The sequence below is a fragment of the Aeromicrobium sp. genome, from assembly GCF_037719875.1.
Lineage (GTDB): Bacteria > Actinomycetota > Actinomycetes > Propionibacteriales > Nocardioidaceae > Aeromicrobium.
Window position 1 is genome coordinate 44,131 of record NZ_JBBJMJ010000004.1, and the last position, 12,350, is coordinate 56,480.

At 68.3% G+C, this 12,350-nt stretch carries 14 protein-coding genes; 8 read left to right on the forward strand and 6 right to left on the reverse strand.

From position 1 onward, the window contains the following. Positions 1 to 5 precede the first annotated feature (5 nt). Genes WKF39_RS05920 through WKF39_RS05935 form a run of 4 tightly spaced genes read left to right on the forward strand, consistent with a single transcriptional unit; the run spans position 6 to position 3,392 of the window. Positions 6 to 893, forward strand: a complete 888-nt coding sequence (locus WKF39_RS05920) for a sugar ABC transporter permease (protein ID WP_340386311.1) — start codon at positions 6 to 8, stop codon at positions 891 to 893. Beyond that, positions 890 to 1,675 (forward strand): ABC transporter permease subunit, encoded by a 786-nt coding sequence (locus WKF39_RS05925; RefSeq protein WP_340386313.1) that lies wholly within the window; start codon positions 890 to 892, stop codon positions 1,673 to 1,675. Before WKF39_RS05920 ends, WKF39_RS05925 begins: the two co-directional genes overlap by 4 nt. Further along, positions 1,672 to 2,712: an ABC transporter ATP-binding protein gene (locus tag WKF39_RS05930; protein ID WP_340386314.1), complete on the forward strand. Its 1,041-nt coding sequence runs from the start codon at positions 1,672 to 1,674 to the stop codon at positions 2,710 to 2,712. Before WKF39_RS05925 ends, WKF39_RS05930 begins: the two co-directional genes overlap by 4 nt. Next, positions 2,709 to 3,392: a TVP38/TMEM64 family protein gene (locus WKF39_RS05935; RefSeq protein ID WP_340386315.1), complete on the forward strand. Its 684-nt coding sequence runs from the start codon at positions 2,709 to 2,711 to the stop codon at positions 3,390 to 3,392. The genes WKF39_RS05930 and WKF39_RS05935 overlap by 4 nt, the downstream gene beginning before the upstream one ends. Here the strand turns inward: WKF39_RS05935 and WKF39_RS05940 are convergent. The 3 genes from WKF39_RS05940 to WKF39_RS05950 are packed head-to-tail and all read right to left on the reverse strand — an operon-like array spanning position 3,349 to position 6,312. Further along, a complete protein-coding gene (locus WKF39_RS05940) occupies positions 3,349 to 4,767 on the reverse strand; it encodes an FAD-dependent oxidoreductase (protein ID WP_340386316.1) in 1,419 nt (472 codons plus the stop codon). The genes WKF39_RS05935 and WKF39_RS05940 overlap by 44 nt on opposite strands. Beyond that, positions 4,767 to 5,417: a methyltransferase domain-containing protein gene (locus tag WKF39_RS05945; RefSeq protein ID WP_340386317.1), complete on the reverse strand. Its 651-nt coding sequence runs from the start codon at positions 5,415 to 5,417 to the stop codon at positions 4,767 to 4,769. Before WKF39_RS05945 ends, WKF39_RS05940 begins: the two co-directional genes overlap by 1 nt. A gap of 55 nt (positions 5,418 to 5,472) precedes the next feature. After that, positions 5,473 to 6,312, reverse strand: a complete 840-nt coding sequence (locus WKF39_RS05950) for a PPK2 family polyphosphate kinase (protein ID WP_340386318.1) — start codon at positions 6,310 to 6,312, stop codon at positions 5,473 to 5,475. A 59-nt stretch (positions 6,313 to 6,371) separates the two neighbouring features. Here WKF39_RS05950 and WKF39_RS05955 point away from each other — a divergent pair, with 59 nt between their 5' ends. Beyond that, positions 6,372 to 6,863, forward strand: coding sequence for a hypothetical protein (locus WKF39_RS05955; protein WP_340386319.1), 492 nt, complete (start codon positions 6,372 to 6,374; stop codon positions 6,861 to 6,863). Positions 6,864 to 6,888: 25 nt separating this feature from the next. Then, a complete protein-coding gene (gene msrB / locus WKF39_RS05960) occupies positions 6,889 to 7,299 on the forward strand; it encodes a peptide-methionine (R)-S-oxide reductase MsrB (RefSeq protein WP_340386320.1) in 411 nt (136 codons plus the stop codon). A 10-nt stretch (positions 7,300 to 7,309) separates the two neighbouring features. On the opposite strand, the gene hemQ is transcribed toward msrB, so the two are convergent. From hemQ to hemE, 3 genes are read right to left on the reverse strand one after another with little or no spacing between them, the layout of a single operon-like run. Then, entirely contained in the window at positions 7,310 to 8,017 is a 708-nt protein-coding gene (gene hemQ, locus WKF39_RS05965) for a hydrogen peroxide-dependent heme synthase (RefSeq protein ID WP_340386321.1), read from the reverse strand. Beyond that, positions 8,014 to 9,360: a protoporphyrinogen oxidase gene (gene hemG / locus WKF39_RS05970; RefSeq protein WP_340386322.1), complete on the reverse strand. Its 1,347-nt coding sequence runs from the start codon at positions 9,358 to 9,360 to the stop codon at positions 8,014 to 8,016. Before hemG ends, hemQ begins: the two co-directional genes overlap by 4 nt. Positions 9,361 to 9,364: 4 nt before the next feature. After that, positions 9,365 to 10,393 carry a uroporphyrinogen decarboxylase gene (hemE, locus tag WKF39_RS05975; protein ID WP_340386543.1) on the reverse strand — a complete coding sequence of 343 codons (1,029 nt, stop codon included), beginning with the start codon at positions 10,391 to 10,393 and terminating at the stop codon, positions 9,365 to 9,367. A gap of 93 nt (positions 10,394 to 10,486) precedes the next feature. Here hemE and WKF39_RS05980 point away from each other — a divergent pair, with 93 nt between their 5' ends. Together WKF39_RS05980 and WKF39_RS05985 are read left to right on the forward strand one after the other, a co-directional pair. Then, a complete protein-coding gene (locus WKF39_RS05980; protein WP_340386323.1) occupies positions 10,487 to 11,080 on the forward strand; it encodes a DUF3000 domain-containing protein in 594 nt (197 codons plus the stop codon). After that, positions 11,077 to 12,348 carry an HRDC domain-containing protein gene (locus WKF39_RS05985; protein WP_340386324.1) on the forward strand — a complete coding sequence of 424 codons (1,272 nt, stop codon included), beginning with the start codon at positions 11,077 to 11,079 and terminating at the stop codon, positions 12,346 to 12,348. The genes WKF39_RS05980 and WKF39_RS05985 overlap by 4 nt, the downstream gene beginning before the upstream one ends. Positions 12,349 to 12,350: the final 2 nt, after the last annotated feature.

The window sequence follows — 12,350 nt, forward strand, 5'->3', positions numbered from 1 at the left end:
CTCCCATGACATTCGTCCACGCGGTCACCAGCTCGCCGGTCATGCGCCGCGCTGTGCTGCTCGCCCCCGCGATGCTCGTGATCGGCGTGTTCTTCATCGGTGGGCTCGCGCAGGCCCTCGCCCAGAGCCTCGGGCAGCAACCGTTGCTGGGCGACAGCCGCTGGTCCTTCGATGCCTACCGATCGGCCGCCACCGACCCCGCTGTTCGCTCGTCGATCGGTCTGACCCTGCGGATCGGGATTCTCTCGACTCTTCTGGCGACGGTGCTCGGGGTTGGCTGCGCACTCGTGGTGCGTCGACTCGGATCCGGGCGCGTCTGGATGACCCGCCTCTTCCAAGGCACACTTGCCGTGCCGCACCTCGTCGGCGCCCTGTGCATCTCCCTCCTGCTGTCCCCAACGGGCCAGGTTTCGCGGGTGGCGCACGCGATCGGTCTTGTCGACGGGAGCCAGCAGTTCCCCGCCCTGGTCCAAGATGGGTTCGGCTGGGGCATCATCGCTGAGTATGTCTGGAAGGAGACGCCGTTCATGGCAGTCATCGCGCTGGCGGCCATGACCGCGGATCTGAACCGGCTCGAGGACGTCTCCCGCACCCTCGGCGCGGCGCGGTGGCAGCGCCTCCGCCATGTCACGCTACCGATGCTCGATGCCCCGGTGGGCGCGGCTGCCATCCTCGTACTTGCCTTCACGATGGGTTCGTACGAGGTTCCCGTGCTGCTGGGACGACCCTTCCCTGCGCCGCTGTCGGTGGTGACCTATCAATCGTTCAGCGACACCGACCTGACCTCTCGACCACAGGCAATGGCGGTGGCTGTCCTCCTGGCAACCCTGACCACGATCATCGCCGGCCTCTACCTGATGCTGGTGCAGCTCTCCAGACGGAGGCGGACGTGAGGCGATTCGTCGCGATCACCATCGCAGCGATCGTGATCGCTCCGCTCGTCGGGCTGATCCTGTGGTCGGGCGCCAGGTCGTGGCCCTACCCCGATCTGCTGCCCGCCGAAGGCACGACTCGTGGTCTGGATCTGGTCACCTCCAGCGGGTCATGGGAAGCATTGGTCACATCTGTCGTGATCGCGACCTCGGTGGCGATCCTGTCGTCCATCATCGGATTGCCCGCCGGGCGAGTGATCGGTCTGCACCGATTCCGCGGAAGACGTCTGGTCCAGCTGTGCCTCATCGCTCCGGTCATCGTGCCGGGCATCGCCGTCACTTTGGGCCTGCAGGTCTTTTTCATCCGGTGGGGGCTGTCGGAGTCGATCCTCGGCGTCGTCCTCGTGCAGCTCGTCCTCACCGTTCCGTACGCCGCCACGATTCTCGGCGCCGCCTTCGAAGGATTCGACGTCGACCTCGAACGTCAGGCCCGCGTGCTCGGAGCGGGTGCGTGGCGGGCCACGACGCTGGTGACCGTGCCTGTGCTCGCACCGGCTCTGGCCGCAAGCGCCCTGCTGACATTCCTGATCTCGTGGAGCGAGTACATCCTGACGTTGCTGATCGGTGGCGGTCAGGTGCAGACCCTCCCGTTGATGTTGTTTGCCGCGATCGGGTCATCTGACTCCACGGCCGCGGCAGCCCTCGGCCTGCTCGTTGTCGCCCCTCCCGTACTTCTCGTCGTGCTGATCTCGCGTCTCCTGCGCGGCCGAGCGGGCTTGCTGATCGGCATGGTCCGCTCGTGAGGCCCGCCCTGCAGGTCAGTGGACTGACCAAACGGTTCGGTCAGACACACGCCGTTGATGCGCTCGACCTCACCTTCGCGCCGGGGTCGTTCACCTCGCTGCTGGGCCCATCGGGATGTGGCAAGAGCACAACCCTGCAGATGATCGCCGGCCTGATCCCGCCCGACCTCGGAACCGTCACGGTCGACGGCAGCGACATGACGCACGTATCACCCGAACGCCGCCCGATCTCCCTGGTGTTCCAGAAGCCACTGCTGTTCCCCCACCTCACGGTCGAGCAGAACATCGGGTTCGGTCTGCGGATGCAGCACGTGCCCCGGGCCGTCATCGCCGACTCCGTGGCTGAGATGCTCGAGCAGGTCCGACTCACTGGGCTCGGGGGGCGCCGACCGCACGAGCTGTCCGGCGGCCAGGAGCAACGCGTTGCCCTGGCCCGCGCCTTGGTGCTGCGGCCGGCCGTGCTGCTCCTGGACGAACCCTTCTCACAGCTCGACGCGACGCTGCGGATAGAGATGCGCCGCCTGGTCCGTGAGCTCCACGACTCGACCGGCGTCTCGACGGTGTTCGTGACCCACGACCAGGACGAGGCGGTCGACATCGCCGACGAGATCGTGCTGATGCTCGACGGCCGGGTCGAGGCCCAAGGGTCCCCGGAGCGACTGTTCGAAGCGCCACCGACCCTCGCGACGGCGCGGTTCCTCGGTGTCGCCAACGAGCTCTTCGGCCATGCCCATGCAGGCGGATTTCGCCTCGCCGGCACAGATCTCGCGACCGACAGCGGTGCCGTCAGGGGTGAGGCGGTTCTGACCATCCGACCCGAGGCTGTCGAGCTGCCGGCGAGGTCTGCGACGCGGCACGCCCTGATTGTCGAGTCGGTCCGATTCGCCGGGACGTTTCTGGCCGCGACCGGCCGAACTGTCGACGGTCAGTTGATGACCCTGCACCTGCCGGTCGGGGCGCCACTGGTCGTCGGCGAGGCCATCGAGGTTGGTCTGCCCGCCGATCGCTGCTCGGTGTTTGCCAGAGGCACGGCATGACCCGCCGCCAGATCATCTTGCGTGTCGCGGTGCTCGCCACCGCCATCGTGGCGTTCGTGATCCTCGAGACGCAGCTCGGGTTGCCGAGCCGGATCGAGGTCCAGGACTACTTCGACGGCCTCGGCTGGGCGGCCCTGCCCATGTTCACGATCTTCTACGCCGTGGCGACTCTGCTGCCGCTGCCCAAGGCGGTCTGCACGATCGCCGGCGGAGCCATCTTCGGATTCTGGGCCGGACTCGGCGTCGTCCTCATCGGGGCGGTGGTCGGCTCGACCGGCGCCTTTGTCGGGGCGCGCTGGCTGGGACGCGACTCGGTGCGGGGACTCACGGCCACCCGCGTGCGGCGGCTCGACGCCCAGATCGGTCGCCGCGGTTTCGTGACGGTCCTGGGTGCCCGGTTGCTTCCGGTGATCCCCTTCACGACGATCAACTACATCTTCGGGCTGACCTCGGTGAGCCTGCGGGCCTACGTCACGGCAACTGCAATCGGGATCGTCCCGGGCACTGCGGTCTACGTCGCGGTCGGGGCCTACGGGTTCTCGCCGGGCTCGTGGCCCTTTGCCATTGCTGTCACCGGGCTCGTCTTGCTCGCCGCCGTGAGTGCCGTGCACGCACGTCGCGGTCGCAAACGGGCGGTCACGGCAGCGTCATCCGACGCCGAAGGCCCAACAGCACACTGATCAGACGACGAAACCACGGCTTGGCAAGATCATCCTGAAGCTGGGCGAGAGCTGCCTTCCACACGCCGTCGCCATACGTCGGGTAGGCGTGCATCGACCCCGCCAGATCGCGCGCCCTCAGGCCGTGGCGTGCCGCCAGCACGAGCTCGGCGAGCGTTTCACCGGCGCGGGGCCCGACCAGCGTCGCACCCACGATCCGGCCACGGCGGTCGAGCACGAGACGGCTGAAACCAACCGTACGATCGTCGGTGATCGCACGGTCGACCTCGGCATGCTGGATCGTGTGTTCGTATTGACCCGAAACACCAACCCGGTCGAGTCCCACGCCGAACGCCGCGACCTCCGGTTGGGTGTACGTGACTCGTGGAATCGTGGCCAGATCCACCGCACGACGAACGCCCAGGACCGCATTTGTCGCTGCGAGGCTGCCGTGGACCCCGGCGACGTGGGTGAACTGAGGGTGTCCCGTGACGTCCCCGGCGGCCCAGATACGTCGATTGGTCGTGCGCAGCCGCGAGTCCACCCGCACGTGACCGCGCTCAGACAGCTCGACACCGGCCTGTCCAAGACCGAGATCGAGGGTGCGTGGTCGTCGACCGGCTGCCACCAGCACCGTGTCGACCTCGATCTGAGATCCGTCACTGAGCCGGGCCACGCCCGGCCCGAACGACTCAATCGAGACGCCGGTCCGAATCGTGATTCCGTCTGCCGCGAGGGAACCGGACATGACCATCGCGGCGTCCTCGTCCTCCTGGAGCAGGATCCGTTGGCCACTCTCGACGATCGAGACCTGCGAGCCCAGCCGGGCAAACGCCTGACCCAGCTCACAGCCGATGCTTCCCGCTCCGACAACCAGCAGCTGGGGTGGGCGTGCGGTCAGTGACCACACGGTGTCCGAGGTCAGCAGCTTGACGTGCTGGATGCCCTCCACCCCGGGCACCACGGGCGCCGAGCCAGTGGACACGAGCGCCCGGCGGAAGGAAACGACACTCCCATCCACCGCGACGGTCTTCGGCCCGGTGAACCGCCCCTCGCCATGCAGGACCGTGACGCCGGCGGCGCGCAGGTTCTCGGGTGAGTCGACCGGCTCGATGGTGGTGATCGCCTCGCGTGCTCGCGCCATCGCTGCGTAAAAGTCGCCGGCCGCACCGCCTTGATGGGCAATCGCGAGCAACGCCTTGCTCGGGACGCAACCCGTCCACAGGCAGTCCCCGCCCGTGCGGTGGCGCTCGACGAGCAAGACGTGGGCACCCAACCCGGAGGCCGTCTTGGCAGCCACGATGCCCGCAGTCCCACCTCCGACCACGACCAGGTCCCACGGCCGGTCGCGCACGTCTTCCCACGAGTCCGACGTCCAGTCCTCTGGAGTGACCATCAACGAATCTCCTCGCCAGCGAACGATGGACCCCGGACGGTGCCGACGGCGAGCACCACATGACCGGCTCGATGAGTCTGGTGAGTGACGTCATCCAGCCCCTCGTCCACCAGCGACCACGGCTGCCGGGTGAGGTCGACACCTCCGGTGAAGCAGGCGAATCTCGCCGCCGGCCAGAAGGCACGACCTGCACCGGTCGGCATCGCGAGATCGACGATGGCTGCCCGGGCGCCGGGCACACAGCGCTCTGTCGCCTGTTGCCACGCCCGTCTCCACGCGGGGATGATCGACATCGCGTACGTCGCGATGACGGCGTCGAACTCCCACCGGTCGAGCAGTCCCCTCATGTCCCCGGCGTCACCCTCCAGCAGGGTCACGTTGGCCCACGACCGGGACCTCTTCCGCGCCTGGCCAAGCATCGCGGCGCTCGCGTCGACTCCTACGACGTGACCGGCCGGCCCGATGTGCTCCCGCAACGACGGGAAGTTCAGCCCCGTTCCGCAACCCACATCGAGTACCCGGTCTCCCGGGGTGAGCCGCAGAAGCTCGATCGCCCGCTCGCGTCCGACCCGGTAGACCGGTCGCTCAAGAGAGAGCAGGTCGTAGAACCGAGCACCAGACCCATATCGTCCAAGCGTCGGTGCCTTCATGGGTCCAGCATCGCCCAAGCAGAAAAACCCGGTGCGCGGTGTGTCGCGATGGGGCTTACAAACCCGCGAGTCGCGCCTTCTCGACCGAGATGTCGTAGTCGGCATCCGGCCACTCCAGGTGGAGGTTGCGCAGCTCGTCCAACAGGAGTGACGCGACGGCCCAGTTGCGATACCACTTGCGGCCGCTCGGCACGACGTGCCACGGTGCGTGCTCAGGCGAGCAGCGCTCGAGCGCAACCGCATATGCGTGCTGGTAGTCCGACCAGAGCATCCGCTCGTCGAGATCGCCGGAGTTGTACTTCCAGTGCTTCGTGGGGTCGTCGAGGCGCGCGGCCAGCCGTTCCTTCTGGTCCTCCGAGGTGATGTGCAGGAAGCATTTGAGGATCACGCCGCCGGAGTCGGTGAACTCCTTCTCGAACTTGTTGATCGCGTTGTATCGGCGCTCGATCTCTTCAGGGGCCGCCAGCTGGCGGACCCGGGCGATCAGGACATCCTCGTAGTGCGAGCGGTCAAAGACGCCGATGGTTCCGGGATCGGGCAGGCCACGCCTGATCCGCCACAGGAAGTCGTGCTCGAGCTCTGCGGGAGTGGGCTGCTTGAATGAGGAGATCGCCAGTCCTTGTGGATCCACGAGACCGGCCACGTGACGGATGATGCCGCCCTTGCCGGAGGTGTCCATGCCCTGGAGCACGATCAGGATCCGGGTCTTGCTCACCCCACTGCGCCCACCGGCGAACAGCCGCTCCTGCAGGTCGCTGAGCTCGTCGCCCATCTCAGCGAGCTGCTCGGCAGCATCGGCCTTCTTGCCCTCGAAGCCGGTCGTGGCCCGTGAGTCGTATGCGGACAGGTCGATCGGAGTGGTGACGGTGAGCTGGGCGGCGAGCGACGAGGTCATGGCCGAAGTATGCCCTCCGGGTGCCGCCACGGCATCCGCACAGCCGTAGGATGGCGCACATGTATGACGTCGCACTCCTGATCGAACGCCAGCTCATCGACCTCGATGCCGACCAGATCATCGCCTTGCACGAGGGACTCGATGACACCGTCCGATATCACCTCCTGCTGCCGGTCGAGAGCTCCAATGCGATCCTCACCTCGTCAATGAGCGCGCTCGGCGCGGGGCAGATCGTGCCGATCACCGAGCCCGACGCGATCGAGGCCATCCACTCCCAGCTCGTGCAGGCCGGTCAGTCCGAGCTCGAGGCGAGCGCCGCGCTCATCCGCGACCGCGGCCAGCAGGTCACGGCCGCGCTGACAGAGGACGACCCCATCGACGCGCTGCTCGAGCTGGTGAAGAAGACCGGATCCTCTGAAGTCATCATCTTGACCGAGCCCCACGTCGTACGGGAGTTCCTGCAGCTCGACTGGACCTCGCGCGCCCAGCGCAAGCTCGACGTGCCGAGCGTCCACCTGCTCGAGCACGTTCCGTTCGACGCCCAGCGCTGATTGAGTTCCCGCGTACGCTTGAGGCATGGCGTACGACGTGGACAAGACCGACGACGAGTGGAAGGCGGAGCTCAGCCCCGCCGAGTACCAGGTGCTGCGCAAGGCCGGAACCGAGCGGCCCTTCAGTTCCTCCTACGAGACCGACCCGACGGTGGGCGTCTATGCCTGCCGCGCGTGTGGTGCCGAGCTGTTCCGCAGCGAGACCAAGTTTGACGCGCACTGCGGCTGGCCGGCGTTCTATGCCCCACTTGCCGAGGACCGCGTCGAGTACATCGAGGACCGCTCGCTTTTCGGAGGCGTGCGCACCGAGGTGCGCTGTGCGCGCTGCGGCTCGCATCTTGGACACGTCTTCAAGGGCGAGGGCTTCCCGAACCCGACCGACGAGCGCTTCTGCATCAACGGTGTGAGCCTGCAGCTCGAACCCGACGCCACCTAGCCGGGTCGGGTCAGGGCCACAGCTCGGTGAGCTCGCTGACCGAGTGGGCACGACCCGTGTAGAACGGGATCTCCTCGCGCACGTGGCGGCGGGCCCGGCTCGCGCGGAGCTCGCGCATCAGATCGACGATGCGGTGCAGCTCGTCGGCCTCGAAGGCGAGGATCCACTCGTAGTCGCCGAGCGCGAAGGACGCGACGGTGTTGGCCCGCACGTCGGGATAGTCGCGCGCCTGCATGCCGTGCTCACGGAGCATGTCGCGGCGCTCCTCATCGGGGAGGAGATACCACTCGTAGGAACGAACGAACGGATAGACGCAGACATAGGGGTGGGTGTCCTCATCTGCCATGAACGCCGGGATGTGAGAGCGGTTGAACTCGGCCGGCCGGTGCAGGGCCAGCTGCGACCACACGGGATCCATGCGGGCGCCGAGCGCCGTGCGCCGGAACGCGTTGTAGGCCGCCTGCAGCGCGTCGCTGGTCGGCGCGTGCCACCAGATCATCAGGTCTGCGTCGGCCCGCAGCCCGCTGAGGTCGTAGGTGCCGCGAACCACGACGTCATCAGTGGCGAGCTTGCCGATCAGCTCGTCGACCTCGGCGGCCAGGGCGGCACGCGGAGCGTCGCCGAGCACCGTCTCGATCCGGAACACCGACCACATCGTGTAGCGGATGGTGTCGTTGATGTCCTTGGCCAGCTTGCCTTTGTTGGGAACCGCGCTCATGGCTCCATTGTCCCAGCGTCGAGCACGCGCCGCGCGGCCGCCCGCCCGGAGGCGATGACCGCGGGTATGCCGACACCGCGATGGGCCGCGCCGCAGACCTCCAGGCCAGGCACCGTGGCGATCGACCGGTCGATCAGCTCCACTCGCTCGAGGTGTCCGACGTCGTACTGGGGCAGCGCCCCACCCCACCTCTGCACGACGGCATCGAGCGGCTCCGGCAGGGCGCCGAAGGCCGTACGCAGATCGGTCAAGGCTCGCGCCGTGATCTCTTGGTCGTCGTGCTGGAGCAACGTCGCCTCTCCGGCCCGGCCGACCGAGGCGCGGATGACTGTTCGACCGGTGTCAGCGACCCAGCCCCACTTGTTGGACGAGACCGTGGCGGCCTTGATGAAGGTCCCGTCGATCGGCGGCACCAAAAACCCCGAACCGTCGAATGTCGGCGGCTCGTCGAAGACGTAGGTCACGATCGCCATGCTCGCGTAATCGATCGCCGCCAGAGCGAACGCGGCATCAGGGGCATCCTGCGCGATGAGGCGGGCCGCGGCCGGCGCCGGAGCGGCGACGACGACGGCATCGACGTCGAGGTGCTCCACGTCGGTCGTCGGCCCGACCGAGAGGCGCCATCCGTCAGCCGTACGTGTCACAGCGCGCACCGTCGAGGCAAGCCGCACCTCGAAGCCGCCAGCTGCTGCCACGGCCGCCGGGAGCTGGCCCACTCCCCCGACCAGGCCGGCGAAGACCGGTCCGGTCGCGGTTGCCGCGGCCCGCGCCGAGGTGGCTCCGGCGAGCAGGTCGGCGCCCAGCGCGGCGATCTGCGGCGTCGTGGCCCGCAGCGACAGCGAGTCGGTATGGCCCGCGTAGACCCCGCCGAGCAGCGGCTCGACCAGTCGCTCGAGCACGTCCCGGCCCAGCCGGGCGCTGACGAACTCCGCCACCGAGATGTCGCCCTCAGGCACCGGCAGCACGTGCGCGTCGATGCCAGCGATGCCCGATGCGGCCAGTTCTGCGACGTCGGCGGGGATGCCCATGACGGTCGCCGGCATGGCCCGCAAGGCGCCGTGGGTCCAGATCGCCGCGGAGATCGTGCGAGGGTTGACCAGCCGGTCGTCCAGCCCGATGGTGTGCACGAGGTCAAGCGCCTCGGGGCGCCGAGCCAGCATCGACTCAGCGCCGAGGTCGAGCGTCAACCCGCCGACGTCGCCCAGCCTGAGCTTGCCGCCGAGCCGATCCGATCCTTCCAGCACGACGACATCGGCTCCGCCGGCCGCGAGCTCGTGGGCAGCAGCGAGTCCGGCCATCCCACCACCGACGACGGCGACCCGCATCGACGCGCTGACGGACAAGGCCTCAGGCCGGCTGGTAGTCGTGGACGAAGTCGACCAGGCGTGCGAGTGCGTCGGGGTCAGTCGCCGGCAGCACGCCATGCCCGAGGTTGAACACGTGGCCGTCGGCAGCACGCCCGGCCTCGATGACCTCCGCAGCGCGGGCGTGCACGAACTCGGTCGGAGCAAACACCGCCGTCGGGTCGAGGTTGCCCTGCACGGCCTTGCCGGGTCCGATCCGGCGGACGGCCTCATCAAGGGGCACCCGCCAGTCGACGCCGACGACGTCTGCACCGGCCTCGCCCATCGAGTGCAGCAGCTCGCCGGTGCCGACGCCGAAGTGGATTCGCGGGACGCCGAGGTCCTCGACCGCGGACAGCACTGCGGTGGAGTGTGGCTTGACGTATGTCTCGTAGTCAGCCAGCGACAGCGCGCCGGCCCAGGAGTCGAAGAGCTGGATCGCCGAGGCACCTGCCTCGACCTGCATCCGGAGGAACTGTCCGGCGATCGCCGCGATGCGACCGAGCAGTGCGTGCCACAGCTCGGGATCGGAATACATGAGCTCCTTGGTGAGCCGGTGGTCGCGCGATGGACCGCCCTCCACGAGATAGGAGGCGAGGGTGAATGGCGCGCCCGCGAAACCGATCAGCGGGGTCGAGCCGAGCTCGCCGACCAGCGCCGTGACGGCGTCGGTGATCGGCGTGACGTCATCGGGCTCGATGTCGCGGAACTGCGCGAGCTGCGCGGCCGAGCGGATCGGATCGGCCACGACCGGCCCGGTGCCCGGCACGATGTCCAGGTCGACCCCGATGGCCTTGAGCGGGACGACGATGTCGGAGAAGAAGATCGCGGCGTCGACGCCGTAGCGGCGGACGGGTTGCATCGTGATCTCGACGACCATGTCGGTGCGGAAGCACGAGTCGAGCATCGCGGTGCCCTCTCGCAGCGCGAGGTACTCAGGCAGCGAGCGGCCGGCCTGTCGCATGAACCATACGGGCGTATGGGCGGGCTGCTCGCCGCGGCACGCCTGGAGGAAGGCACTGTCGGTCATCATTGCGGTCACACCGCATTGTCTCAGGTGGGCAGCGTCTCGAGTCGTGCGGAGTGTCGAGCCCGACCCTGACCCTTGCGCGCCTACCATCACAGGGTGGGAGCCCGAAGCGAGATCGACCGCACCCCCGCGCAATTCACGGCTGCGGTCGAGCAGATACGGCACGCCGTCCTCCGACCCGAGGTCGTGGTCGACGAGATGCCCGCGCCCCAACGCATCGCCCCGCACGCCTTCGCGATCAGCGGAGATGTGCTCGTCGGCGAAGACGACTTGGCGACCGGACGATTCATCCTGTTGCACGACCCAGCCGGCAACGACGCGTGGGGCGGCACCTTCCGATGCGTGACCTTCGCGCGCGCCGACATCGAGGCCGACATGGCCGCCGACCCCGTGCTCCCGAGCGTCGGCTGGAGCTGGCTGACCGAAGCGCTCACCGCATACGGCAGCGACTACACAGCTGCGAGTGGCAGCGTGACGGTCGTACGTTCGGAGGGCTTCGGCGAGATGGCGGCCGATGGGTCGGACGCGCAGATCGAGATGCGCGCCTCCTGGACGCCACTGACCGAGCCGCCAACTCCGGGCATGGAGTCGCATGCCGCGGCGTGGTCCAACCTGTTGTGCGCGATCGCCGGACTGCCGCCACTGGCACCGGGAGTGATCCCCCTGCAGCGCAGGCGTGGTCCACGTTGACCCCTGCTGACCAGGCCGTACCCGACGAGACCCCCATCGAGGGCATCGAGACGCAGACGCCGGAACCGGTCGTCCCCCAGGCGCCGCGACTGGAGCTGCGCGATCCTTTGCCACCCGTGGTCGACACGCCCGAGCTGCTGCGCGACACCTGTGAGCGCATCGCTGCCGGCACCGGACCGATAGCCCTCGACGCCGAGCGGGCCTCCGGCTACCGCTACTCCCAGCGCGCCTATCTCGTGCAGGTGCGTCGCGAGGGATCCGGCACACACCTCATCGATCCCATCGCGTTCGACAGCCTGGTGCCACTCGACACGGCCTTTGACGGCAACGAATGGATCCTGCACGCGGCCAACCAGGACCTGATGTGCCTCGCCGAGGTCGGTCTCTATCCGGAGTCACTGTTCGACACCGAGCTGGCCGGCCGGCTGCTCAACCTGCCCCGCGTCGGTCTGGCCGCCCTGGTCGAGCACTATCTCGGCCTGAGCCTGGCCAAGGAGTTCTCCGCTGCCGACTGGTCGACCCGTCCTCTGCCGGAGCCGTGGCTCGTCTACGCGGCGCTCGATGTCGAGGTGCTCGTCGAGCTCCGCGACCTGATCGACGCGGACCTCCAGAAGGCCGGCAAGCGGGAGTGGGCCGCCGAGGAGTTCGAGGCGCTGCTGTCATTCCAAGGACCACCCGAACGCAAGGAGCCGTGGCGGCGTACGTCCGGGATCCACAAGGCCCGCGGCCGACGTGCCCTGGGCCTGGTCCGTGAGATCTGGGAGGCGCGCGACACGATCGCCGAGGCGCGCGACACGACCTCGGGCCGCATCCTGCCGGACGCCTCGATCCTGGAGATCGCGGTCAACCCTCCCCAGGACATCAACGCCCTGAAGTCCATGCGGATCATGCGGAACCGGGGCCCTCGACGCTTCGTCAGCGAGTGGTTCGATGCCGTCGAGCGCGGACTCGCACTCGACGAGACCGCGCTGCCGACCACCAATCAGCGCACCGACGGCCCGCCTCCGCCGCGAGCCTGGGCAGACAAGTTCCCGGAGGCCGCCGACCGGCTGGCACGGAGCCGAGAGGTCGTGGTCGCCCTGGCCGAGCAGCACGACCTGCCGACCGAGAACCTCATCAGCCCGCAGCTCGTACGAAATCTGGCGTGGGAGCCCCCCGCCGAGATCAGCGTGGAGTCGGTGAGTGAGGCGCTCGCGGCGCAGGGTGCCCGCGCGTGGCAGGTCGGCCTGATCGCCCCGCCGTTGACCAGCGCGCTCCGCTCAGAATGATT